This window comes from Rhodococcus sp. 05-2255-1e, from assembly GCF_002259025.1.
Taxonomy (GTDB): Bacteria; Actinomycetota; Actinomycetes; order Mycobacteriales; family Mycobacteriaceae; genus Rhodococcoides; species Rhodococcoides fascians.
Genome location: NZ_NOZE01000023.1, coordinates 111,543 through 136,474, shown reverse-complemented (window position 1 = coordinate 136,474; position 24,932 = coordinate 111,543). Strand labels below are relative to the sequence as shown.

Annotated in this window: 21 protein-coding genes; 15 read left to right on the top strand and 6 right to left on the bottom strand. The window is 65.2% G+C overall.

Features of this window, described 5'->3' with window-relative positions; translation table 11 throughout:
- Positions 1-47 precede the first annotated feature (47 nt).
- From CH262_RS15300 to CH262_RS15270, 8 genes are all read left to right on the top strand, one after another.
- The gene (locus CH262_RS15300) at positions 48-698 is read left to right on the top strand and encodes a cell division protein SepF (protein ID WP_032386945.1); all 651 of its coding nucleotides are present in this window, start codon (positions 48-50) and stop codon (positions 696-698) included.
- A gap of 82 nt (positions 699-780) precedes the next feature.
- Entirely contained in the window at positions 781-1,068 is a 288-nt protein-coding gene (locus CH262_RS15295; RefSeq protein WP_027497338.1) for a YggT family protein, read from the top strand.
- A gap of 160 nt (positions 1,069-1,228) precedes the next feature.
- Positions 1,229-2,083: a DivIVA-like cell division protein Wag31 gene (gene wag31 / locus CH262_RS15290; RefSeq protein ID WP_027497337.1), complete on the top strand. Its 855-nt coding sequence runs from the start codon at positions 1,229-1,231 to the stop codon at positions 2,081-2,083.
- Between the two features lie 77 nt (positions 2,084-2,160).
- Positions 2,161-2,337, top strand: a complete 177-nt coding sequence (locus CH262_RS27685) for a hypothetical protein (protein ID WP_027497336.1) — start codon at positions 2,161-2,163, stop codon at positions 2,335-2,337.
- A gap of 340 nt (positions 2,338-2,677) precedes the next feature.
- Positions 2,678-5,815: an isoleucine--tRNA ligase gene (ileS, locus tag CH262_RS15285; protein WP_094718011.1), complete on the top strand. Its 3,138-nt coding sequence runs from the start codon at positions 2,678-2,680 to the stop codon at positions 5,813-5,815.
- A gap of 10 nt (positions 5,816-5,825) precedes the next feature.
- Positions 5,826-6,518 (top strand): peptide deformylase, encoded by a 693-nt coding sequence (locus CH262_RS15280; RefSeq protein WP_179275015.1) that lies wholly within the window; start codon positions 5,826-5,828, stop codon positions 6,516-6,518.
- Positions 6,519-6,520: 2 nt separating this feature from the next.
- A complete protein-coding gene (locus CH262_RS15275; RefSeq protein WP_051365163.1) occupies positions 6,521-7,882 on the top strand; it encodes a DNA polymerase IV in 1,362 nt (453 codons plus the stop codon).
- A 197-nt stretch (positions 7,883-8,079) separates the two neighbouring features.
- On the top strand, positions 8,080-8,565 hold the full coding sequence (locus CH262_RS15270) for a hypothetical protein (RefSeq protein ID WP_230591182.1): 486 nt from the start codon (positions 8,080-8,082) through the stop codon (positions 8,563-8,565).
- Between the two features lie 94 nt (positions 8,566-8,659).
- Here the strand turns inward: CH262_RS15270 and CH262_RS15265 are convergent, their stop codons facing one another.
- Positions 8,660-9,403 carry a hypothetical protein gene (locus CH262_RS15265; protein ID WP_032386944.1) on the bottom strand — a complete coding sequence of 248 codons (744 nt, stop codon included), beginning with the start codon at positions 9,401-9,403 and terminating at the stop codon, positions 8,660-8,662.
- Positions 9,400-10,362 carry a hypothetical protein gene (locus tag CH262_RS15260; protein ID WP_230591176.1) on the bottom strand — a complete coding sequence of 321 codons (963 nt, stop codon included), beginning with the start codon at positions 10,360-10,362 and terminating at the stop codon, positions 9,400-9,402. Before CH262_RS15260 ends, CH262_RS15265 begins: the two co-directional genes overlap by 4 nt.
- 74 nt (positions 10,363-10,436) lie before the next feature.
- On the opposite strand from CH262_RS15260, the gene lspA reads away from it, so the two are divergent.
- The 4 genes from lspA to dnaE all read left to right on the top strand — a co-directional run bounded on the left by lspA (position 10,437) and on the right by dnaE (position 16,351).
- A complete protein-coding gene (gene lspA, locus CH262_RS15255) occupies positions 10,437-11,087 on the top strand; it encodes a signal peptidase II (RefSeq protein ID WP_080731997.1) in 651 nt (216 codons plus the stop codon).
- The gene (locus tag CH262_RS15250; protein ID WP_027497328.1) at positions 11,084-12,010 is read left to right on the top strand and encodes an RluA family pseudouridine synthase; all 927 of its coding nucleotides are present in this window, start codon (positions 11,084-11,086) and stop codon (positions 12,008-12,010) included. The genes lspA and CH262_RS15250 overlap by 4 nt, the downstream gene beginning before the upstream one ends.
- Positions 12,010-12,669, top strand: coding sequence for a hypothetical protein (locus CH262_RS15245; RefSeq protein ID WP_032386943.1), 660 nt, complete (start codon positions 12,010-12,012; stop codon positions 12,667-12,669). Before CH262_RS15250 ends, CH262_RS15245 begins: the two co-directional genes overlap by 1 nt.
- A 145-nt stretch (positions 12,670-12,814) precedes the next feature.
- Positions 12,815-16,351 (top strand): DNA polymerase III subunit alpha, encoded by a 3,537-nt coding sequence (gene dnaE / locus CH262_RS15240; RefSeq protein ID WP_027497326.1) that lies wholly within the window; start codon positions 12,815-12,817, stop codon positions 16,349-16,351.
- Here dnaE and CH262_RS15235 read toward each other — a convergent pair.
- Positions 16,322-16,591 (bottom strand): hypothetical protein, encoded by a 270-nt coding sequence (locus CH262_RS15235; protein ID WP_045841248.1) that lies wholly within the window; start codon positions 16,589-16,591, stop codon positions 16,322-16,324. The genes dnaE and CH262_RS15235 overlap by 30 nt on opposite strands.
- Positions 16,592-16,755: 164 nt before the next feature.
- On the opposite strand from CH262_RS15235, the gene CH262_RS15230 reads away from it, so the two are divergent.
- Positions 16,756-17,190: a nitroreductase family deazaflavin-dependent oxidoreductase gene (locus tag CH262_RS15230; protein WP_027497325.1), complete on the top strand. Its 435-nt coding sequence runs from the start codon at positions 16,756-16,758 to the stop codon at positions 17,188-17,190.
- 69 nt (positions 17,191-17,259) lie between these two features.
- The gene (gene ilvA, locus CH262_RS15225; protein ID WP_032374530.1) at positions 17,260-18,615 is read left to right on the top strand and encodes a threonine ammonia-lyase IlvA; all 1,356 of its coding nucleotides are present in this window, start codon (positions 17,260-17,262) and stop codon (positions 18,613-18,615) included.
- A 1-nt stretch (position 18,616) separates the two neighbouring features.
- Here the strand turns inward: ilvA and CH262_RS15220 are convergent, their stop codons facing one another.
- The gene (locus CH262_RS15220) at positions 18,617-19,141 is read right to left on the bottom strand and encodes a TetR/AcrR family transcriptional regulator (RefSeq protein WP_027497323.1); all 525 of its coding nucleotides are present in this window, start codon (positions 19,139-19,141) and stop codon (positions 18,617-18,619) included.
- A 114-nt stretch (positions 19,142-19,255) separates the two neighbouring features.
- Here CH262_RS15220 and CH262_RS15215 point away from each other — a divergent pair, with 114 nt between their 5' ends.
- Positions 19,256-20,812 (top strand): MFS transporter, encoded by a 1,557-nt coding sequence (locus CH262_RS15215; RefSeq protein WP_256988814.1) that lies wholly within the window; start codon positions 19,256-19,258, stop codon positions 20,810-20,812.
- Here CH262_RS15215 and treZ read toward each other — a convergent pair.
- Both treZ and treY read right to left on the bottom strand, forming a co-directional pair.
- Positions 20,785-22,560 (bottom strand): malto-oligosyltrehalose trehalohydrolase, encoded by a 1,776-nt coding sequence (treZ, locus tag CH262_RS15210; protein ID WP_080731996.1) that lies wholly within the window; start codon positions 22,558-22,560, stop codon positions 20,785-20,787. The two genes, CH262_RS15215 and treZ, sit on opposite strands and share 28 nt — an antisense overlap.
- Positions 22,557-24,932: a malto-oligosyltrehalose synthase gene (gene treY, locus CH262_RS15205; RefSeq protein WP_094717904.1), complete on the bottom strand. Its 2,376-nt coding sequence runs from the start codon at positions 24,930-24,932 to the stop codon at positions 22,557-22,559. Before treY ends, treZ begins: the two co-directional genes overlap by 4 nt.

Sequence of the window (24,932 nt, the reverse complement as noted above, 5' to 3'; positions counted from 1 at the left end):
TGCGAACCTGGAGATGGACAGTAGACACGGCCACGGAAGGCAGAACGATGAGCACCCTGCACAAGTTCAAGGCGTACTTCGGCATGGTTCCGCTCGCGGACTACGAGGACGACTACCTCGACGATCCGGACACCCGCCGCAGTCCCCGTGGTGGCCGTGACGGTTACGACGACCTCGACGATCGTGACTTCGTCAAGCCGTCGTTCGGTGGCTCGCGGCACGCGCAGGCCGACGACGACTACGACGATTACGAGGCTCCTCGCCCCGCTGCCACGCTCGCTCCGATCGGTGGACGCGCACGCGGCACAGCAGGACCGTCGACCCGAGGCGCTGCCACCCGTGGCGCGCTGGCGATGGACACCCGCATGGACGTGCGGGCCGAGACGCGACGCAGCCCGATCGTCGACGACGGCGGCCCACTGTCGAAGATCACCACCCTGCGCCCGAGGGACTACAGCGAGGCGCGCACCATCGGTGAGCGTTTCCGTGACGGCACTCCGGTCATCATGGATCTCGTCGAAATGAGCAACGCCGACGCCAAGCGACTCGTCGACTTCGCTGCCGGATTGGCCTTCGCGCTCCGTGGATCGTTCGACAAGGTGGCCACGAAGGTGTTCCTGCTATCGCCGGCCGATGTCGATGTATCCCCGCAGGAGCGCAGGCGAATCGCGGAAACCGGCTTCTACAGTCAGCAGTGATCGTTTCTCCCCTTGGGGCGGCAAGTCGGAGCTGTGACCAGCGCACTTTGCTCAGCCCGGCGAAGTCAGGCAGAGTATAGCCGTGATCGTGTTCACGGTGATCAACATCGTATTGTTTCTTTTTTGGCTCCTTCTCATCGGTCGAATCATCGTCGAGTTCATCAGGACTTTCGCGAGAGATTGGCAACCGACCGGGCTGGTCGTCATCCTTCTGGAGGCGATCTTCACGGTCACCGACCCGCCCGTGAAGTTCCTGCGCAGGATAATTCCGCCGCTCAACCTCGGTGGTGTGCGCTTGGACCTGTCGATCATGGTCTTGCTGTTCGTCGTGTTCATTCTGTGGAATGTGACCAGCAGCCTCGCGGCCTGAGGCCGAAGATGGAATGTTAGAACTCGGGACCCAGCGCAAGCTGCGTGTCCCGTGTGACAGAATGGACGCCAGTTACAGTTTGATTGTTCTGCACTCGCGCGGAATGGCATATAACTGAATGCTTGCTCTACCGCCCCAAGACGCGTGAAGGGATCCTTCCATGCCGCTGACTCCAGCTGATGTGCACAACGTTGCGTTCAGCAAGCCGCCCATCGGTAAGCGCGGTTACAACGAAGACGAGGTCGACGCATTTCTCGACCTCGTCGAGCAAGAGTTGTCCCGACTGATCGAAGAGAACGCCGACCTGCGCCAGCGCGTCGGTGAGCTCGACCAGGAGCTTGCGGACGCCAAGAACTCTGCGCGCCAGAGCCCACAGTCGGCTCCGGTCGCCGCACCGAAAGCCGAGCCGCAGCGGCCGGTCGATCCCCCCAAGCCGCCACCGGTGGTTCAGCAGCCCGCGCCGGTCGCTCCCGTGGCCGCAGCACCGCAGCAGAGCGGCGACTCGAACATGCAGGCCGCGAAGATTCTCGGTCTCGCGCAGGAGATGGCGGACCGCCTCACCGGCGATGCGAAGACCGAGTCCGAGCAGCTGCTCGGTAATGCGCGCACCAACGCCGAACGGCTGGTGTCGGATGCCCGCGCTCGCTCGGAGTCGATGATGTCCGAAGCGCGGCAGAAGTCCGAGTCGCTGCTCACCGATGCACAGACTCGCTCCGAGACCCAGCTTCGCCAGGCCAAGGAGAAGGCCGACGCATTGCAGGCCGACGCCGAGCGCAAGCACACCGAGATCATGGCGACGATCAACCAGCAGCGGTCCGTGCTGGAAGGTCGCATCGAGCAGCTCAAGACGTTCGAGCGCGAATACCGGGTGCGCCTCAAGTCGTACCTCGAATCGCAGCTCGAAGAGCTCGAGAACCGTTCCTCGGCGCTGCCGGTGGACAACGGCCAGGACAACTTCAACCAGGACAACCAGACGTCCGGCTACAGCCAGTCGTACGCCAAGGGCAACAACTGACGCGATCGTTCTCCGACGCTGCCTCTCGGGGCAGCGTCGGGTTCGGTTGTAGCGTCGAGTGGTGAGCGAGGAATCCTGTGCTGATTCTGACTCTCGGCGCGGCGGCTGTCGGGTTCGGGTTCCTGGTGTTGGCCCTGATGACCGGATCGGTTGTCTGGGCCTGGGCCTGCATCGTGATCTGCATAGTCGGGGCGGTGCTGCTCCTGGTCGGGGCTTTGCTCGGGCGACGGCCACCGCCCGAGATCGACAGGTAGCATCTACGCGGTAGTGCATCAGGCGGCAGTACACCAGGCGGTAGTGCATCAGTTCGACGGTTGTCAGACGAAAGAACAATCAGGCGTCGATCCGGCCATCACCGGGGAGCCTTCGGAAGAACGACAGTGACGTTTCGGTCTGCAACGACCGAAATGGGCTGTTCAGTAGAACCGAACGGGTGAGCCCGTTACAGCTCGTGTGGAGAGGCTCGGTCCGACGGGTTCCATCGGTCCGAGCAAGCGGGGTGGTACCGCGGTACTCGGCGTCCCCATCGCCGAATGTCGTCCCCGTGCCAATCGATGTCGCGTCCTGTACGCGTCCGGCACGGAGGAGACAGATATGACAGATTCGAGCGCACGCACCGAGAACGCGTCGTACCCGCTGGTGGATCTGGCCGAAGGTCGATCGGGAAGCGTTCCGTTTCCCGATCTCGAGCGCATCGTGCTGCACGAATGGGCCGAGGACGTCACGTTCCGCGCCAGCATCGACAACCGCGCCGATGCCGAGGAATTCGTTTTCTACGACGGACCTCCGTTCGCCAACGGCTTGCCGCACTACGGCCATCTGCTCACCGGGTACGTCAAGGATCTCGTGCCCCGGTTCCAGACCATGCGCGGCAAGAAGGTCGAGCGTCGTTTCGGGTGGGACTGCCACGGCCTTCCCGCCGAATTGGAAGCGGAGAAGCAACTCGGGATCAAGGACAAGTCCGAGATCGACGAGATGGGCCTGGCGAAGTTCAACGCCTACTGCAAGCAATCGGTGTTGCAGTACACCGACGAGTGGCGGGATTACGTCACTCGGCAGGCGCGGTGGGTCGACTTCGACAACGACTACAAGACCCTCGACGTCGACTTCATGGAGTCCGTCATGTGGGCGTTCAAGACGCTCCACGACAAGGGCCTGATCTACCAGGGCTACCGAGTGCTGCCGTACAGCTGGTACGAGCAGACGCCGCTGTCCAACCAGGAGACCCGGCTCGACGACGCCTACAAGATGCGTCAGGACCCCGCGGTCACCGTCACCATGCCCTTGACGGCACCGGGCACACCCCTGGACGGCGCGAACGCACTGATCTGGACCACCACTCCGTGGACTCTGCCGTCGAACCTCGCGATCGCGGTGCATCCGGAGGTGCACTACATTCAGGTCCGCGGTGCCGACGGTGAGCGTTACGTGCTCGCCTCTGCCCGACTCGCGCACTATGCGAAGGAACTGGGGGAGGAGCCGGAGGTGCTCTCGGAGCACACCGGCGCGGAGTTGGTCGGCCTCGCCTACGCACCGCCCTACGACTTCTTCCTCGGCCACGAGAATGCGCATCGCGTTCTTAAGGCCGATTACGTCACCACCGACTCCGGCACCGGAATCGTCCATCTCGCACCGGCATTCGGTGAGGAGGACATGGACGTCGCCACCGCGAACGGGATCGAGGTCGTGCAACCGCTCGATGCGGGCGGCAAATTCACGTCGTTGGTGCCGCCCTACGAGGGCCTGATGGTGTTCGACGCCAATCCGGTGATCATCAAGGATCTCAAGGCCTCGGGCCGCTTGCTGCGGCACGAGACCATCGAGCACTCGTACCCGCACAGTTGGCGTAGTGGTCAGCCGCTGATCTACATGGCGGTTCCGTCGTGGTTCGTCGCGGTCACCAAGTTCCGCGATCGGATGGTCGAGCTCAACCAGGAGATCACCTGGGTGCCCGAGCACATCAAGGACGGTCAGTTCGGCAAGTGGCTCGAAGGTGCCCGCGACTGGAACATCAGCCGAAACCGGTACTGGGGCAGCCCGATCCCGGCCTGGACGTCCGACGACCCCGCCTACCCTCGTCTCGACGTGTACGGCAGCCTGGACGAGCTCGAGCGTGACTTCGGTGTGCGTCCCACCGATCTGCATCGGCCGTACATCGACGACCTGACGCGTCCCAACCCGGACGACCCGACCGGCAAGTCGACGATGCGTCGCGTTCCCGAGGTGCTGGACTGCTGGTTCGAATCGGGCTCGATGCCGTATGCACAGGTGCACTTCCCGTTCGAGAACGAGGAGTGGTTCCAGACGCACAACCCGGGCGACTTCATCGTCGAATACAACGGTCAGACGCGCGGCTGGTTCTACACCCTGCACGTGCTCGCGACTGCACTGTTCGACCGGCCTGCCTTCAAAACCGTTGCTGCCCATGGCATCGTGCTCGGTGACGACGGTCTGAAGATGAGTAAGTCGAAGGGGAACTACCCGGACGTCAAGGAGGTCTTCGACCGCGACGGCTCGGATGCCATGCGGTGGTTCCTGATGTCGTCGCCGATCCTGCGCGGTGGCAACCTGATCGTCACCGAGCAGGGCATCCGCGAGGGAGTGCGGCAGGCGCTGTTGCCGATCTGGAACGCGTGGAGCTTTTTGCAGCTCTACGCGTCGACGCCGGGGCAGTGGCGGACCGATTCTCCGCATGTGCTCGATCGATACGTGCTGGCCAAACTGTCCGCCACGCGGGATGCGATCACCGACGCGCTCGAAGGGAACGACATCGCCGGGGCGTGCGACGAACTGCGTACGTTCTGTGACGCACTGACCAATTGGTATGTGCGACGGTCACGTTCACGCTTCTGGGGCGAGGAGGCCGACGCGATCGACACCCTGCACACCGTGCTCGAAGTGCTCACCCGCATCGCCGCTCCGTTGTTGCCGTTGATCAGCGAGGTGGTCTGGCGCGGATTGACCGGTGGCCGATCGGTGCACCTGACGGATTGGCCGACGGCCGACGAGTTGCCGTCCGACCCGGAGCTGGTCGACAGCATGGACGAGGTTCGTACCGTGTGCTCCACGGTGCTCGGTCTGCGTAAGGCACAGAATCTGCGCGTGCGGCTGCCGCTGCCCGAGGTGACCGTCGCGGCCGCCGACGCCGAGCGGCTGCGTCCGTTCCTCGACATCATCGCCGACGAGGTCAACGTCAAGAAGGTGGATCTGACCGAAGACGTTGCCGTGCACGGCAAATTCGAGCTCGTCGTGAACGCACGCGCTGCCGGTCCGCGGATCGGTAAGGATGTCCAGAAGGTCATCAAGGCAGTCAAGGCCGGTGACTGGTCGGAAGATGCCGACGGTGTCGTGAGCGCCGCAGGCATCGCGTTGCTGCCCGAGGAGTACACCCGCAGACTCGTTGCCGCGGAGCCGGAATCGACGGCACCGCTGCCCGGGAACGCAGGACTCGTGGTGCTCGATTCGGCGGTCACCGAAGAGCTGGAGGCCGAGGGTTGGGCCAAGGACCGCATCCGTGAGCTGCAGGATGCGCGTCGTAGCCACGGACTCGATGTGTCCGACCGTATCGACATCGTCATCGAGGTACCCGAACATCGACGGGCGTGGCTGGACGCTCATCGGGATCTGATCGCGCGCGAAGTACTCGCGTTGTCGCTGGTCGACGGCTCGGTCGGCGATGACGGCAGCGATCTCGGTGAGGGAGTTCGGGCAGCGATCACGAAGTCGTCGTGACCGAGGGCATATGAGCGAGGGGCACCGGGTCGTCGTGACCGAGGAGGAGGTGGTCGATGCCGTGCACGAGCGTCTCTCCGAGGCTCGCGCCGGCGTCGTTCCCATCGTCGCCGCCGGCCATCCGGTGCTGCGTGCCCCGGCGCTGCGCTACACCGGTCAGCTCGAGCGTGATGTGTTGACGGAGTTGATCGAGGTGATGCGCGCGACGATGCACGACGCGCCCGGTGTCGGCCTTGCTGCACCGCAGATCGGAATTCCGTTGCAGATCGCGGTGATCGAGGATCTCTTCGATGTTGCGGAGGGCGTCGCCCTCGTCCGGGAGCGCACCCCGTTGTCGTTCCGAGCGTTGATCAATCCTCGGTACACCCCGGTAGGACGACGCACGGCCTCGTTCTACGAGGGCTGCCTCAGTGTGCCGGGGTATCAGGCCGTCGTCACCCGCGCCGCGGAAGTCCGGCTTCTGTGCACCGACGAGACCGGCCGAGAGATCGACGAGGTGGTGCGTGGCTGGCCCGCACGGATGGTGGCCCACGAGAGCGATCACCTCGCCGGCACGCTGTACATCGATCGTGCGCACACACGGTCGCTGACCACGACGGAGCAGTACTCCGCACTGTGGTCCGATCCCGGACCGGAGCGGGCCGCACGTGTGCTCGGCTTCGGTGCCGACGCCCCGTCCGAGCCGCCCGACGGCCGTCGTTGACCATGCCCGACAGTGTCGATCGGACTCTGCGGAGCCGGCGTTGGGTGTTGCATCTGGACATGGACGCGTTCTTCGCGTCTGCCGAGCAGCTGACTCGGCCGACGCTGCGGGGTCGGCCGGTGTTGGTCGGCGGTGCAGGCGGCAGAGGCGTGGTGGCCGGGTGCAGCTACCAGGCCCGGGCGTTCGGGGCTCGTTCGGCGATGCCGATGCATCAGGCCCGTCGACTCGTCGGTGCGAGCGCAGTGGTCCTGCCGCCGCGGTTCCCGCTGTACTCGGAGCTGAGCAGACGTGCCTTCGAGGCGCTTCGGGTGCGCATGCCCGTGCTGGAACAGCTCTCGATCGACGAGGCCTTCGGCGAGCCGCTCGAGCTGGCGGGCGCGACGGTGGCCGAGGTCGAGCGCTTCTGTGCCGATCTGCGGGCGCTGGTACTGGCAGAGACCGGGCTCGTCGCCTCCATCGGTGCCGGGTCCGGGAAACAGATCGCCAAGATTGCGTCGGGTCTGGCCAAACCCGATGGAATCACGGTGGTAGCGCCCGGCATCCAGGCCGAGTTGATGGCCGATCTGCCGGTGCGCAAGTTGTGGGGGATCGGCCCTGTTGCCGGAGAACGGTTGCATCGCTTGGGGATCGACACCATCGGTAAGTTCGTGGCTACGCCCGAGTCGGAGGTGGCGTCGATTCTCGGTGCGACCATGGGGCCGAGCCTGCATCAGCTGGCGCGCGGCATCGACAACCGGGTGGTGGCCGAGCGGGCCGAGGCCAAGCAGGTCAGTGCCGAGACGACGTTCGCGAACGACCTGACGACTCTCGCTCAACTGCGCCCGGCGATCGAGTCCATCGTCGAGTCGACTCATCGCCGGTTGCTGAAGGACGGCCGGGGGGCCCGCACGGTCGTGCTCAAGTTGCGTAAGTCCGACATGAGCATCATCACCAGATCGGCGACATTGCCCTACGCGACGGTGGACAAGCAGACGATCGTGGCCACTGCTCAGCGGTTGGCGGTCGATCCGGTGGATGTCGGACCGATCCGGCTCGTCGGTGTAGGCCTCGCCGGTCTGTCCGCGGTTCGGCAAGGATCGTTGTTCCCCGAACTCGAGTACGAGCCGGTTGCTCCGGTCCCGGACGAGCCTTTACCCGCGACTGAGGAGGCCGCGAATCTCGCCGTGGTCGAGGACGGTCCGCGGTGGCAACCGGGTATGGACGTTCGGCATGTTCGGTACGGTCACGGGTGGGTGCAGGGCGCGGGACACTCGGTGGTGACGGTCCGTTTCGAGACACGGACCACCGGTCCGGGAACGGCCCGCACTTTTGCAGAATCGGACACCGACCTGGTCGTGGCCGATGTTCTGGACAGCTTGGCGTGAGTTGTGGCGCGGCTGAGGAAACTCTGTGAGGTTTCACAGGTATGGCCTTCGCGTTGTGACTCGGGCGAGTCGAGCTGACATAGTGGACTCGGTCCGAGACGACCCCCATACAGACGACCGACGAGTCACAGAACGATCGATACGTGACTCAGAGTGAAAAGGACAAGCACTTGAAGCTTCGCAACACCCGACGGGCCATGGTTGCCGGTATCGCCATCGCCGGTGCATTGACCATGTCTGCCTGCAGCTCGGAAGACGGCGGCACGACGGCCACGACCACGACGGTTGCCACCACCACCGCGAGTGCTGCACCCGCGGGCGGGGACTACCCGCCGGTGCCCACCGTCGAGCAGCTCAACACCGAGCTCAACCGCGGACTCGATCCCAACGTTCCGGTCGAGGAGAAGGCTGCTCTGATCCAGGGTGCGTCCGAGGATCCGGGTCTGATCAACCAGGTTGCCGCCGCTGCTGTGGCCAACAACGCACAGATCGAGATCACCAGCATCGACGATCTGGGCACCGGTGAACTCAACGCGGGTATCACCATCACTCTCAACGGCCAGGCCAACCCCGGCACGTTCAAGTTCGTCCCCGAGGACGGTGTGTGGAAGCTCTCCAAGGAGAACGCCTGCGGCATCGTTTCTCTCGCGCAGCTGACCAGCCCGGCGTGCCCCGCACCCTGAGTCCTGCCGATCGTCTCTGACCAACCGCGAACTGCCGGTGACACCTTCTTTCGAGAGGGCGTCACCGGCAGTTTGTTTTGCGTAGGGACGGCGGTCAGGCGCTGGGCACGGCCGATCGAATGCGATCCGCGGCCGACCCCGCGACGGCGGTGACGGTCTCCGGTTCGAGTCCGCTCTGGTCGGAGACGACGATCTGCACCACGGTCGAGTCGACCACCGCCACCACGACGTCGGAGACCAGCGTGAAGCCCTCGCTCGTGGTGGTCAGTCGAATCGATGCGGACGCGTCGCCGACGGTCGCTTGGTCACGCCCCGCCACCGAGTAGTCGACGCCGATACCGTCCGCGTCGGTTCCGGTGAACGTCGAGCACTCGGCCCACGCTCGCTGAATGTTCGCGAAAGCCTCGGCGGCTCCCGGCACGGGATAGCTCGCCGAGTCCTCGTCGATCGACGAGAAATTCGGACCGGAGAAGCGGACCACCGCGCTCGACGCGGCTCCGGCCTGCTGTTGCGATACCGGCGCGAGGACGGCGGCGCACTCGGCGGGGTCGGTGCTCGAGCGGTCCGGCGAGTCGTACTCCGGTGCCGGATCCAACCCCAGATCACGAACCGGATCGGGGATCGATGAGAAGCCGTCCGGCAGGTCTGCGAGCCCCAGCATCGCTGCAGTCAGCGCCGCCGGGTCGGTGATGGGCGGACCGCGCAGCGGGTCGGGAGCCGCGACGGTGGTGACAGCAGGCGTGACCGTCTCGTTCGGCTCGTTAGTGCTGCATCCGGTGGCGACAGCGATCCCGAAAATCGACAACGTCGCCAATACCCGGGTGTTACCGCGCGTCATCGGGCAGTCCAGGTGATCGAATCGCCGACGGTTTGCCGAAGCACCGTGGTGCTGTCGGGGTCGGTGTACATCTGCTCGCCGCCCGCGGTGATCGAACCTCCGACCGGAAGTGGTCGGGAGAGATCGACGTCGAGTGTTCCCGCGCCCGTGAAGGTGTACGACGCGATGTTGAGAGTGCCCGCATTGTCGGGCAGATTCCATACCGACGACTCGGGCGTCTGGGTGATGGCCACGTCGAGGGTCGCGCGGTCGCCGTCGAGTGCACGCAAGGTGACCGTGGTGCGCTGATTCAGCGTGATGCCGCTGAGCACTTGCTGATCGACGGTCCAGACCGCGCCGACCCCTACCTCCGCGTCGGGAAAGTCGATGGATCGGTACACGGCCGCGTTCAAGGAGCGTTCGATCGCGGCGCGGGCGGTATCGAGGGCATCGTCGGCCGGCGTGATGTGCAGAGCGGTGATCGCTCCGGAATCGGTCCTGGCCAATCGTGCAGTCGATCCATCGGATGCGGAGAGTGCGTCGGTCAGTCCAGCGTCCGGTGATGTCGCGGCCCCGATGGTCAGCTCGACGGAGGTGGTGGCCCCGCTCGACGCGTCCTCGTCCGGGACGGTGTCGGACGCCGAGGCAGTCAGCGGCACGGTCAGTTCCGGACTGGAGAAGTCCTGCGGCGCAGCAGCATTGATCTGTTGCTGCACGGTCGAGGTGGTGGTGAGGTCGACGCTCTGGTTCTGCGCGTCCGCGTCGGAGCTGTCGAAGGTGAGCGCGCGCCGTGGCTCGCTACCGGGATCGACGACGGTGGTGGTCGTGGGCGTCACCGCGATCGTGACCTCGTTCGAAGACGGGGTCTGCTCGGGTGCGGGATCCGAATCACCGCTCGAGCATCCGGCCAGTAGAGCCACTGCGCAGGAGGCGGCCACGAAGCCGGAGCGGACGGTGCGGGTGCGATCGGTCGACTTCACGGGCACCAGGCTACTGATGACACCGGGTGCGCAGACCGCTACCACGCGGCTCGGATGCGGACCGACGGTTGTCGATGCGCCATGATGGACGGGTGAGTGACGACCGACCCGACGATCCGACCACCGAGACCAGTGCAACCCCCGACCCCCACGAGGGTGCAGACGAGCAGGTGTCCGGTGCCGACAGTGCTGCGGTTCGGCCCGCCGCACCTCTGCGTACCCGACTCCTGGTGGCGATCGCGGCAGTGATTCTGCTGTTCGACCTGATCACGAAGATCGTGGTGGTGCACTACGTGAAGCCTGGAAACCCGATCGAGATCATCGGCGACGTCGTGACTCTGCGGCTGGTGCGCAATCCCGGTGCGGCGTTCTCCATGGCCACCGGAATGACGTGGTTGCTGACGCTGGTCGCCGTGGCCGTGGTGATCGGGGTCGTGAAGATCGGTCGAACGCTGCGTTCGCCGTGGTGGGCGCTGGGGCTGGGTCTGGTTCTCGGCGGCGCTCTGGGCAACCTGATCGACCGGTTCTTCCGCGCACCGGGCCCGTTCCAGGGTCATGTGGTCGATTTCGTATCGGTGGGATGGTGGCCGGTGTTCAACGTCGCCGACTCGTCCATCGTGTGCGGGGCCATCCTGCTCGTCGCGCTCAGCCTGTTCGGTTTCGAGCCCAACGGCGAACGGGTGACCAAGTCCACGTCCGATGCCCCGCAGAAGGCCGACTCGTGAGGGAATCGCGTTCCATGCCGGTGCCCGACGGTTTGGACGGCATGCGCGTCGACGCCGGCCTGGCGCGACTTCTCGGGCTCTCGCGCACGGTCGCCGCAGCCTTGGCCGAAGAGGGCTCGGTGCTGGTCGATCACAGTGCCGTCGGGAAGTCCGATCGCCTCTCGGGTGGGTCGTGGCTCGAAGTGACTCTGCCCGAACCTGCACGTGAGCTGACGATCGAGGCCGAGCCGGTCGAAGGTATGGAGATTCTCTACGCCGACGACGACGTCGTGGCCGTGGACAAGCCCGTGGGCGTCGCCGCGCACGCCAGTGTGGGCTGGACCGGGCCGACCGTCATCGGCGGCCTCGCGGCCGCCGGTTTCCGAATCTCCACGTCCGGCGCGCACGAGCGTCAGGGCATCGTGCACCGACTCGATGTGGGAACGTCCGGGGTGATGGTGGTCGCGACGTCCGAACGGGCATACACCGTGCTCAAGCGGGCGTTCAAGGCTCGTACGATCGACAAGCGTTATCACGCCCTGGTGCAGGGACATCCGGATCCGAGCAGTGGAACCATCGATGCTCCGATCGGACGGCACGGCAGCAACGACTGGAAGTTCGCCGTCCGCGCGGACGGCAAGCCCAGCGTCACCCACTACGACACGGTCGAGGCCTTCCAGGCCGCGAGCCTGCTGGACGTCCACCTGGAAACCGGACGCACGCACCAGATCCGCGTGCACTTCTCGGCGCTGCGGCACCCGTGTTGCGGCGACCTGACCTATGGGGCGGACCCGCGGTTGGCCGAACGGTTGGGACTGGAACGTCAGTGGCTGCACGCGCGTTCGCTCGGCTTCGCGCATCCGTCCGACGGCCGTTGGGTCGAGATCGAAAGCAAGTATCCGGCAGACCTCGAACATGCTCTCGAGGTGCTTCGGAAGGCGTGATGCGCGGATTCTCGGGTGTGGTTGGTGCCGTCGTCACGATCGCTCTGGTGGTCGGTGGCCTGGCTGTCGTCGGCCATCTGAACCCGCAACGGCAACTGCGTGTGGGCACGGACCGGCTCGGCCCGGACAGCGGCGAGCAGGTGACCGACTACCTGGCTCGCGCCGAGGCGAGCCTGCTCGGCGACGATGCCGAACCTCGCTGGGGATCGGTGTCGTTCGATCGCGAACTCACCGCCGAACAGGCCTACGCCGCCGCGAACGGCGTGCGCATCTCGATGGTGCTCTTTCGAGTACCGCTCGATCGCGTGCAAACTCCGATCCTCACGGTCGGTGTTCCAGGCAGTGAACGGTCGGTACTGAATGCGACCGCGCGCGCTGCCGGCCAGATCCAGGAATCGTTCGGCGTGGAGGACCGGCAGGCGCAGATAGACGCGGTGTCGCAGCGCCGGTTGCTGAGCGGATGCGCATGCGTGGTGACGGTGGTCGTGCGGGGCACCGCGGCCGAGTTGAGCGAGGTGGCAGGCCGCGACGGGGTGCGGGCGGTGGAGGCACTTCCGCCCGACGCGGTGTCCGGGAAGTTCGCCGTCGAGCCGTTGCTTCCGGAGTACATCGACGTCGTCGGGCCGCTGCCGGACGACGGGCCGGTTCCCGCCGAATGAGGCAACTTCAGTCTCGTTCGTCACACCCGTCACGTCCTCCCAGGACACACCGTCGGCCTGAAAAATCTGTCGGTTCCACCGCCTAGAGTGGGTGCATTCGCGGCTCGTATTTTCGAAAACGCACGACCTTCAGGAGAGAACCTTCGTGGCCGATTCGTTCGTTCATCTGCACAACCACACCGAATATTCGATGCTCGACGGTGCCGCCAAGATCGGGGCCATGTTCGCCGAGGCGGCGCGGTTGGAGATGACGGCGGTCGGCATGACCGACCACGGCAACATGTACGGAGCCAGCGAGTTCTACAACGAGGCCAAGAAGGCCGGCATCAAGCCGATCATCGGTATCGAGGCCTACATCGCGCCCGAATCCCGATTCAACAAGAAGCGCGTGCTGTGGGGCGATCGAAGCCAGAAGTCCGACGACGTCTCCGGTAGCGGTGCGTACACGCACATGACGATGGTGGCGGAGAACGCGACCGGCGTGCGCAATCTGTTCAAGCTGTCCTCGCTGGCGTCCATCGAGGGTCAGCTCGGCAAGTGGGCCCGCATGGACGAGGAGATCATCGCTCAGCACGCCGAGGGCATCATCGCCACCACCGGCTGCCCGTCCGGTGAGGTTCAGACGCGCCTCCGTCTGGGCCAGGACCGCGAAGCACTCGAGGCCGCGGCCAAGTGGCAGGAGATCTGGGGCCCGGACAACTTCTTCCTCGAGTTGATGGACCACGGTCTGTCCATCGAGCGACGAGTCCGAGAGGGCCTGCTCGACATCGGCAAGAAGCTGTCCATTCCGCCGTTGGCCACCAACGACTGCCACTACGTCACCAAGGACGCCGCCGAGAACCACGAGGCTCTGCTGTGCATCCAGACCGGTAAGACGCTCAGCGATCCCACTCGCTTCAAGTTCGACGGCGACGGCTACTACCTCAAGTCCGCTGCCGAGATGCGTGCTCTCTGGGACGACGAGGTACCCGGTGCCTGCGACAGCACGCTCCTCATCGCCGAGCGAGTCCAGCCCTACGACGAGGTGTGGGCGCACCGCGACCGGATGCCCATCTTCCCGGTTCCCGAGGGATACACGCAGGGAACGTGGCTGCGGCACGAGGTCATGACCGGACTCGAACGTCGGTTCCCCGACGGTCCGGCCGAGGATTACCTCGCGCGAGCGGAGTACGAGATCAAGGTGATCCTGGAGATGGGCTTCCCGGCCTACTTCCTCGTGGTCGGCGACCTCATCAACCACGCGAAAGCGGTCGGCATCCGCGTCGGACCGGGCCGTGGTTCCGCCGCCGGATCCCTGGTTGCCTACGCCATGGGCATCACCAACATCGATCCGCTCCCGCACGGGCTGCTCTTCGAGCGATTCCTCAACCCCGAGCGCGTGTCGATGCCCGATATCGATATCGACTTCGACGATCGTCGTCGCGGTGAGATGGTGCGCTACGCCACGGAGAAGTGGGGTAGCGACCGGGTTGCGCAGGTCATCACCTTCGGCACCATCAAGACCAAGGCTGCCATCAAGGACTCCGCACGTGTGCAGTTCGGCCAGCCCGGTTTCGGCATCGCCGATCAGATCACCAAGGCCCTGCCGCCGCCCATCATGGCCAAGGACATCTCGGTGGCCGGCATCACCGATCCGTCGCACGAGCGCTACAAGGAGGCCGTCGAGGTCCGAGCGCTCATCGACTCCAACCCCGACGTGGCCACGATCTACAAGACGGCCAAGGGCCTCGAAGGCCTGATCCGCAACGCGGGCGTACACGCCTGCGCGGTCATCATGTCTTCGGAGCCGCTCACCGACGCCATCCCGGTGTGGAAGCGCGCCCAGGACGGCGCGATCATCACCGGCTGGGACTATCCGTCGTGCGAGGCCATCGGCCTGCTGAAGATGGACTTCCTCGGTCTGCGAAACCTCACGGTCATCGGCGACGCGATCGACAACATCAAGGCCAATCGCGGCATCGACATCGATCTCGACGCGTTGCCGCTCGACGATCCGGCGACCTTCGAATTGCTTTCTCGCGGAGACACTCTCGGTGTTTTCCAGCTCGACGGCAGCGCGATGCGAGACCTGCTGCGCCGCATGCAGCCCACCGGTTTCGAGGACATCGTCGCCGTGCTCGCGCTGTACCGCCCGGGTCCGATGGGCATGAACTCGCACAACGACTACGCCGACCGCAAGAACGGGCGGCAGGAGGTCAAGCCGATTCACCCCGAGCTCGAAGAGCCGCTCAAGGTGATTCTCGGCGAGACGTACGGCCTGGTGGTCTACCAGGAGCAGATCATGCAGCTCGCGCAGAAGGTCGCCGGGTACACCCTGGGCCAAGCCGACCTGCTGCGTCGTGCCATGGGAAAGAAGAAGCTCTCCGAGCTCGAGAAGGCCTACGCCGGATTCCGGCAGGGCATGTTGGACAACGGCTTCTCCGAGGCCGCGATCAAGGCGCTGTGGGACACCGTGCTCCCGTTCGCCGGCTACGCGTTCAACAAATCGCACTCGGCCGGCTACGGCCTGGTCTCGTACTGGACGGCGTACCTCAAGGCCAACTACCCGGCCGAGTACATGGCCGGCCTGCTCACCAGTGTCGGTGACGACAAGGACAAGGCCGCGATCTACCTGGCCGACTGCCGCAAGCTTGGCATCACGGTGCTGCCACCGGACGTCAACGAATCCGAGCTCAACTTCGCATCGGTGGGCAAGGACATCCGATTCGGTCTCGGCGCGGTGCGCAACGTCGGCACGAACGTGGTCGCATCGATCATCAGAGCGCGGTCGGAGAAGTCCAAATACACGGATTTCTCGGACTACCTGGGCAAGATCGACGCGATCGCGTGCAGCAAGAAGGTCACCGAATCTCTCATCAAGGCAGGCGCTTTCGACTCTCTCGATCATCCGCGCAAGGGTCTGATGTTGATCCATGCCGACGCGATCGATGCGGTGATGGGCACCAAGAAGGCCGAGGCGATCGGACAGTTCGATCTGTTCGGCGGTGAGGACGCCGACGAGTCCATTTCCTCGGTGTTCAACGTGCGCGTGCCGGACGAGGAATGGGAGTCCAAGCACCGTCTGGCCCTCGAGCGCGAGATGCTCGGTCTCTACGTGTCGGGTCACCCGCTGCTCGGTGTCGAGCACATGTTGGCCGCGAAGTCCGACTGCAACATCCCGACGATCCTCGAAGGGGACATCAAGGACGGCACTCAGGTCACCGTCGGCGGAATTCTGGCCTCGGTGAACCGGCGGATCAACAAGAACGGTCTGACGTGGGCGTCGGCTCAGCTCGAGGACCTCGCCGGCGGCATCGAGGTGCTGTTCTTCCCGCAGGCCTACTCGGTGTTCGGTGCCGATGTCACCGAGGACTCGGTGGTGCTCGTCAAGGGTCGCGTGTCGGTGCGTGACGACCGGGTGTCGTTGATCGCGAACGATCTTGCGGTGCCGGATCTTTCGGCGATCGGTATCGACAAGCCGCTCGCGGTGAGTTTGCCGACGCGACTGTGCACGGCAGACAAGGTCGGCGCGCTCAAGCGGGTGTTGATCAGCCACCCAGGGACCTCGGACGTCCATCTACGTTTGGTCAGTGGCGACAAGATCACCACGATGAAGCTCGACGACAGTCTGCGGGTGACGCCGACGTCGGCGCTGATGGGAGACCTGAAGGCGCTACTGGGGCCCGGCTGCCTGACGGGGTGAGCCGGTCCGGGCGGGGTGGACCTCGGTCAATCGGAGAGTCCACCACGCGGCGACTGCGACTGCTGCGCCGCCCAGAACGGCTGCCTGCAGCGATCCGACCAGGGCGAGCGTGGCGACGAACACGACGAGCCCGATGGCCACGGCCTCGAGCTTGTACAGAGGCCATTCGACTCCGGCGACATCGACCGTGCGCAGGACGGGGACAGTTCGACGGCTCACCTGGTTGCTCGTGTAGGTCATCGCGTCCTCCTCGGGTACGCCCGTCCGGTTCGATGATTCGGGTGTCCGGCGGGTGAAGTTCAGACTATACCCACGCAAAGATTCGGTCCACCGAACTCACGGTTCCGACCTGCGACGACCGAGATTCGGTGGCGTCCCGGCGGCCGTGGGTGTTGACTGAAACCATGCCATTGACAGGAGAATACGAACCGAGTTCATCCGACTGGGCCCGCAAGCAGGCCGAGCTGTACGAGAACTCCGGCGGAACCGAAGGCACGACGATGAACGGGATGCCGGTCGTGCTGCTGACCACCAAGGGAAACAAGAGCGGAAAGCTGCGCAAGTCGCCGTTGATGCGGGTGGAACACGATGGGGAGTACGCCATCGTGGCCTCCCTCGGTGGTGCGCCGAAGCATCCCGTCTGGTACTTCAACGTCAAGGCCGAGCCGCTGGTGGAGCTGCAGGACGGACCCGAAAAGCACGATTACGTCGCTCGGGAGGTAACCGGCGACGAGAAAGCCGTGTGGTGGGAGCGCTCGGTCGCGGTCTACCCCGATTACGCGGATTACCAGAAGAAGACCGACCGGGAGATCCCGGTGTTCGTCCTCGCGCGCGCCTGAGCACGATCGGCCTGCCCGTGGAACGGTCCCGAGTGGGTGACAGTTCCACGCTGGTGGCAGCATGTGCTGGTGTCTTCATCACCTGAGCTCGCCTCCCAGCACACCTCGTCGGTAGCCGTCACCGCGGCCGACATCGATGCAGCTGCGATGCGAATTTCCTCGGTGGTCGCCGCGACACCCCTGCAGTTGTGCGAGCGCCTCTCGGCAGAGACCGGAGCGACGGTCTACCTCAAACGGGAAGACCTGCAGATCGTCCGCTCGTACAAGATCCGCGGTGCCTACAACCTGATGGATCAGTTGACCGAGGCCGAGCGCAGCGTCGGCGTGGTCACGGCGAGTGCCGGTAACCACGCGCAGGGGGTGGCATTCGCCTGTCGGTCCATGCAGGTGCGAGGTCGGATCTACGTGCCGGCCAACACCCCCAAGCAGAAGCGTGACCGAATCAGGGTCCATGGAGGCGACTTCGTGGAGCTCATCGTCATCGGCGACACGTTCGACGCCGCAGCTGCCGCGGCTGCCGCGGACGTGGCCCGTACCGGTGCCACCATGGTCCCGCCGTTCGACGATCCACGAACGGTGGCGGGCCAAGGGACGATCGCCAAGGAAATCGTCGATCAGCTCGGCGGCGCACCCGATGTGGTGGTGATGCCCGTCGGCGGGGGCGGCTGCATCGCGGGTATCTCCAGTTATCTGCGTGAGCGCGCTCCGCAGACATCGTTGGTCGGCGTCGAACCATCCGGTGCTGCGTCGATGACAGCTGCGTTGATTGCTGGTGGGCCGGTGACGCTGTCGGATATCGATCCGTTCGTCGACGGGGCGGCGGTCCGGCGCATCGGCGATGTTCCGTACTCGGCGCTGCAGTCGTTGGGCGCGACGGTGGTGTCCCATGCATCGTTGCCCCTGATCACCGCGCCGGTGTTCGAAAGCTCCGGCCCCGGTGCGTTCCTGATCACCCAGATCGACGAGGGCGCGGTCTGTACCGCAATGCTCGAGCTGTACCAGAACGAAGGGGTCATCGCCGAGCCCGCAGGCGCATTGGCGGTCGCCGCGCTCGAGCATCTCGACATCGCACCGGGAAGTACCGTCGTGTGCCTGGTGTCCGGGGGAAACAACGACGTCTCACGGTACGGCGAGATTCTCGAACGATCGCTCGTCCACCTCGGCCTCAAGCACTACTTCCTCGTGGACTTTCCGCAGGAGCCCGGCGCACTGCGTCGGTTTCTCGACGAGGTACTCGGGCCCGAGGACGACATCACCCTGTTCGAGTACGTCAAGCGAAACAACCGGGAGACCGGTGCCGCGCTCGTCGGCATCCAACTCGGTGCGGCGCACGGCCTTTCGGCCCTCCTCGAACGTATGCGGTCCTCGCACCTTCAGGTGGAGCAGCTGGAGCCGGGTTCGCCGGTCTACCGCTACTTGACCTGAGTCACCGACCCAGCAGGCGGTCGACCACCCGCTTGTGCAGTTCGGGGTCGACGGCGGGCAGGTCGAGGACGGCTCCGAGGTATATCCCGTCGCCGACGAGTCGGATGATCTCGGCCTGCACCGGATCGTCGATCTCGGTACGTAAGCCCTCGTCCCACTGCTGCATCATGTCTGTGACGGCGTCTTGCACCTCACCGGAGTTTCCGTCGACGCTGCGCAGTGCGGCCAGCGTGGAGCGGTAGAGCGCGATTTCCTTCTCCGAAATGCAATCGGGTGGTTGCAGATACCACTCCGCCACGGAGGTGCCACCTGCGCCGGCGTCGGCTCGCTGCTGATCGGCCTGAACGGCGAGCCGCCGGACCATGGCAGCGACCAGAGCGTCCTTGGTCTTGAAGTGGTACAGCAAGCCGCCCTTCGATACCCCGGCGGCGGCGGCGACGCTGTCCAGGGTCACTTTGGTCATGCCGTGTTCGAGAAGCAATGTCTCGAGCGAATCCAGAATTCGGTCGCGTGTGTCAGATGACATGAAACTCACTTTACCGGCTGGACGGTTCGAGGTAGTCTTCGGAGCTGTACCGGCTGGACGGTTGGTATCGAGAATGTGCCCGGTCGCGGACCGGGCGGGCGAAATGGAGTCATGGTGAGCGACGTGCGGACCGGTGCGGTGCACGAGATCGACGGCGGATCGGCCTCCAGGGCCACCGCGCGCGACTGGCTCGGGTTGGTGGTGCTCGCGTTTGCCGTCCTTCTCATCGCGGTCGATGGAACCGTGCTCGATCTCGCCCTGCCGTTCATCAGCGCCGATCTGGCCCCGTCGAGCAATCAGCTGCTGTGGATCATCGACGTGTACTCGTTCGTACTGGCCGGCTTGCTCATCACGATGGGCACGCTCGGTGACCGGATCGGTCGGCGTCGCCTACTGCTGATCGGAGCAGCGGGCTTCGGAATTGCCTCTCTCGTTGCCGCTGTCTCGACCAGCCCGGAGATGCTCATCGCGGCGCGAGTTTTGCAGGGTATCTCCGGCGCGACCTTGATGCCCGCCACTCTCGGCTTGATTCGCACGATCTTCCTCGATCCGCGCCAACGGGTGACCGCTATCGGCGTCTGGGGCGCAATGGCGGGCGGCGGCGCGGCCGCCGGTCCGCTCGTGGGCGGCTGGTTGCTCGAGCACTTCTGGTGGGGCTCGGTGTTTCTCATCAACATTCCCGTCATGATCGCGCTGATCGCGCTGGGGCCGTTGGTGATTCCCGAGTCCAAGGATCCGAACCCGGGCCGTTTCGACCTCCCCAGCTCGGCGTTGTCGATGCTCGCTATCGTTCCGATCGTGTTCGCGGTCAAGGAGATCGCAGCGCACGGCCTTCACCCGGCCTACGTGGTCTCCGCCGTCGTCGGCATGATCGCCGGTGTGGTGTTCGTGCGGCGACAGCGAATTCTGGACGCCCCGATGATCGACATCCGGCTGTTCGCCAACCGTGCCTTCTCGACGGGTGTGGCGACGAACTTCCTGTCCGTGTTCGCACTCGCCGGCGTGCTGTTCTTCGGTTCGCAGTACCTGCAGCTCGTCCTGGGCAACAGCCCGCTCGAAGCCGGACTGCTGTTGCTGCCGGGCACGGCCGCCAGCATCGTGACCTCATTGCTCGCGGCGGTTCTGGTTCGGTACTTCACCGCAGGCACGGTCCTCGGCGCAGGCATGATCGCTGCCGCTGCGGGCGCGGGCATCCTGGTCGGTCTCGGTACCGACACCAGCCCGGCGTTGTTCATCGCCGGATTCGTCCTGGTGGGTGCCGGCGTCGGCTTCGCGCTCACTCTGACGTCCGACCTGGTGGTCAGCGCCGTCGAACCCGAACGAGCCGGGGCTGCGTCCGCGGTGTCGGAAACCGCGTACGAGCTGGGCATCGCGCTGGGAGTGGCGATCCTCGGCACGGTCGTCATGGCCATCTTCCGACGCGGGATCGACACCTCGCAGCTCACACCCGAGCTCGGTGCCAGAGCAGCCGAAACGCTCGGCGGCGCAGACGCGGTGGCCCGTGAGCTACCGGACTCGGTGGCGACGGTCCTCCTGGACTCCGCGCATGCCGCGTTCGTCTCGGGCATGCACGTTGCGGCCGTCGCCACCGCGGTGGTCCTTGCGGTCACCGCCGTGTTCGTGCTGGTGAACCTACGGGTTCGTCAGGATTCGAGCACCGCGAAGGAGTGACCGGGAACCGTGGTGGCAGACCCGGTGTCGTTCGAGGTCGTCGGCTCCCACTCGAGCAGTGTGGAGCCGCCGACCGGCACCGTCACCGCGGACTCGGACAGATTGCACACCACGCTGACGCGGCCGCGGCGAATTGCGATCCACTGGGCGTCCTCGTCGTACTCGACCTTCACGTGATCGAGCCACGGGTCGGTCAGTTCGGTCCGCTCGCGGCGCAGGGCCAGTAGGTCTCGATAGACGGCCAACAGTCGGGCATGGTCGCCGTCGCCCAGTTCCGACCAATTCAATTTCGATCGTGTGAACGTCTCGGGATCCTGTGGGTCGGGGATGTCGCTCTTGTCCCACCCGTGTTCGGCGAACTCGGCTTTGCGTCCTTCCGCCGTGGCCTTGCCGAGCTCGGGTTCGGGGTGCGAGGTGAAGAACTGGAACGGAGTCGACGCTCCCCATTCCTCGCCCATGAACAGCATCGGAGTGTAGGGCGAGGTGAGTACCAGAGCTGCCTTGATCGCGAGCTGTCCGGGGGAGAGGTAGAAGCCGGGGCGATCTCCGATCGCACGGTTGCCGACCTGATCATGGGTGGTCGTGTAGGCCACCAGAGAGCTGGCGGGAATGCGGCGGGTGTCCAGTGGTCGCCCGTGGATTCGGCCGCGGAAGCTGGAGTACGTTCCGGCATGAAAGAAGCCCTGCCGCACCGTGTTCGCCAGGCCCTGCAACGACCCGAAGTCGCCGTAGTAGCCCTGCCGTTCGCCGGAGACCGCAGCATGGATCGCGTGGTGAATGTCGTCGTCCCACTGTGCGTCGAGTCCGCAGCCGCCACCCGACCGTGCCGTGATCAGCGACGGATCGTTGAGGTCGCTCTCGGCGATCAGGGTCAGTGGACGGCCGAGATGCGCTGACAGGGTGCGCGTTTCGATCGAGAGCTGTTCGAGGAGATGCACAGCGGTGTGGTCGACGATGGCGTGCACCGCGTCGAGACGCAACGCGTCGATGTGGAACTCGGAGAACCAGCGCAACGCGTTGTCCAGGGCGTAGCGCCGCACCTCGCCCGAGTCTGCATCGGCATAGTTGATCGCCTGGCCCCAGCTGTTGGCCCCTTCGGTCATGTAGGGACCGAAGCGTTCCAGGTAGTTGCCGGACGGGCCGAGATGGTTGTAGACGACGTCGAGAACGACACCGATCCCGCGGCCGTGGCATGCATCGACCAAGCGCTGCAACCCTTCCGGGCCACCGTAGGCCTCGTGCACGGTGTACCAGAGGACGCCGTCGTAGCCCCAGTTGTGCACGCCGTTGAATCCGTTGACCGGCATGATCTCGACGAAAGATACGCCGAGGTCGACGAGGTGATCGAGCTTGTCGATCGCCGCGTCGAACGTTCCCTCGCGAGTGAAGGTGCCGATGTGGAGTTCGTAGATCGACGAACCGGGGAGTTGACGACCGGTCCATGCGGAATCGGTCCACAACGACGGATCGACCTCGAACACCTGGGACATTTCGTGCACACCGTCGGGTTGCCGAGGCGAGCGTGGATCCGGCAGCGCCTTCTCGGCGTCGTCGAGGAGGAATCCGTAGCGACTGTCCGCGGCGGCGGCCACCTCTGCTCGCCACCAGCCGTCCGAGGATTGCTCCATGTCGTGGACCGAGTCGTCCAGTTGCAGCCGTACTCGTTCCGGGGTCGGTGCCCATACTGCGAATTCACGGGTCGTGGCCGAAGATGTCGTGGCCGAAGATGTCGTGGTCGAGGATGTCATCGTGCTGACTCTCCTTCGTTGTCGCGCACCAGAAGTGCAACCGGCAGGGAGGCGAACAGCTCGGCGACCGCAACGGTCCCGCTGTGTTCGACGTCGGTGATGCGGTCGCGCCACCGACCGTCGGGCAGCGTCACGGTCGTCTCGCCCCACCCTGTCTCGGCCACACCGAGGGACAGCCTCGTGGCCAGCGCAACCACATCGGAGTTGCCGGGCAACGGACCTCGGGCAAATCCGACGACATGCTCGGCCGCGGCCCCGTCCGCGACGATCGGCGTGTAACTACCGCCGACGAAGCTCGCAGGCCGTTCGCGTCGTACCGTCAGCGCGGAACGAACCACGGCCAATTTCGCAGCACCGGTATCGACCGACGGCGCGGATCCGTTCAGTCCGGCCAGAATGGACCGGCGTACCGAGTAGTCGACGGGTCTGCGGTTGTCGGGGTCGACGAGCGAGTCCTCCCACAACTCGGTGCCCTGATACACATCCGGGATTCCGGGACCGACGAGTGTGAGCAACTTCTGCCCGAGTGCATCGGAGTGTCCATGGGGCGAAAGCTTTTCGACGAGCATCGTCATCGAACGTGCCACCGGACCGTCGAGAATTGCGTCGAGCCAGTTGTGAACGGCAGTCTCGAACTCCTCGTCCGGATCGGTCCACGTGGTACGGAGAGCGGCCTCGCGAATGGCCTTCTCGGCGTAGGCGTGTAGCCGTTCCCGCAGGGTCGAGGTGATCACCCCGTCGATCGGCCAGACACCGAAGACGTTCTGCCACAAGAACATCCCCGTGGTGCCGTCGGGGCTCGGGGCCAGCTCCTCCCAATCGGCGATCGACCGGGCCCACAGCTCCGGCGTCTGCGAGAGCACGCCGATACGCGCCCGCACGTCCTCACCGCGTTTGGTGTCGTGCGTGGACAGTGTCGTCATTGCGGCGGGCCAGCGCTTCGCGCGGTCGGCGTTCTTCAAATGGAAGTACGCTGGGCTGCAACCGAACCGAGCGGGATCGCCGCCCACCTCCTGCAGCGAGATCAACCGGTTGGCGCGGTAGAACAGGCAGTCCTCGACGCCCTTGGCCGTGACGGCACCGCACACCTGATCGAAACGCACGGGGGATTCGGTACCGGCGATCAAGGCGGTTGTCAGAGCGTCGAGACCGCCGGCCAATTCCGGCTGCTCTTCACCGATGGCGGCGACGACACCCGGAAGCACACCGGCCAGCGGCGCGTAGTCGGTGCGGTACACCGGAACTGCGGCAACAACGGCAACGATGGCGTCGATCACCGATTCGAGCTCGATGGAGGTACCCGATTCACGAACCACGGCGCGGGCGAGGCGTCGCACCTCGGGGGACAGGTCGCCGCGCGCGACAGCGGTCTTGAGATCGAGTTCTGTCTCGTGCAACGTCTCGTCGTCGTAGGCGATGCCGGAGCGCACCTGGGACAGCGCGGTCAGTGCCGGCGCCCCTTCCGGGTCGACGAATATCCCGCCCACGGCCGCCAACGCGTCGTACCCTGTCGTGCCGTCGACGGGCAGCGACTCGTCCAACGGTTCGCCGTCGGCCAAGATCTTCTCGATCACCAGCCAGCGGTCGGGACCGAGCAGCCCGCGTAGTTCGGTCAGATATCCGGCAGGATCGGCCAAGCCGTCGGGGTGATCGACGCGCAAACCGTCGATCAGCCCATCCTCGATCCAGCTCGCCACCTGGCGATGCGAGTCGGTGAAGACGTCGAGGTCTTCCTGCCGGACACCGGCCAGGCCGTTCACCGAGAAGAAGCGCCGGTAGCCGATCAGCCCGGCGGACCAACTGACGAGGCGGTAGGCCTGACGGTCGTGCACGGCCTGGGCGTCGTCGCCGTCGGTACCGTCGGCGATGGGGAAGCGGTGCTCGTAGAACGCCAGCAGAGGCTCGTCCTCGGAGCGGTCGACGGTGAGCTCGGCGACATCGCTCGCGCTGCCGAGCACGGGGATGGCGATCTTGCCGTCCACTCCGTTGTCGGCTGCGAAGTCGATGTCGAAGTAGGTGGCGAACTCCGAGTCACGACCGCGCCGCAGAACGTCCCACCACCACGCGTTCTGCCGTGGATCCTCCACCCCGACGTGGTTGGGAACGATGTCGACGATGATCCCCATGCCCACCTCGGCAGCCCGAGTGTGCAAGCGAGTCAATGCATCTCGCCCGCCGAGGGCGGCGGAGACGGTCGAGGTGTCGGTGACGTCGTACCCGTGCGTCGAACCGTCGGTCGCGGTCAGTATCGGCGAGAGATAGAGATGGCTCACTCCGAGGTCGTGCAGGTAGTCGACCACGTCCGAGGCGTCGGCCAGGGTGAAGGCATCGCCCCGCAGTTGTAACCGGTATGTGCTGGTGGGCAGCGGCAT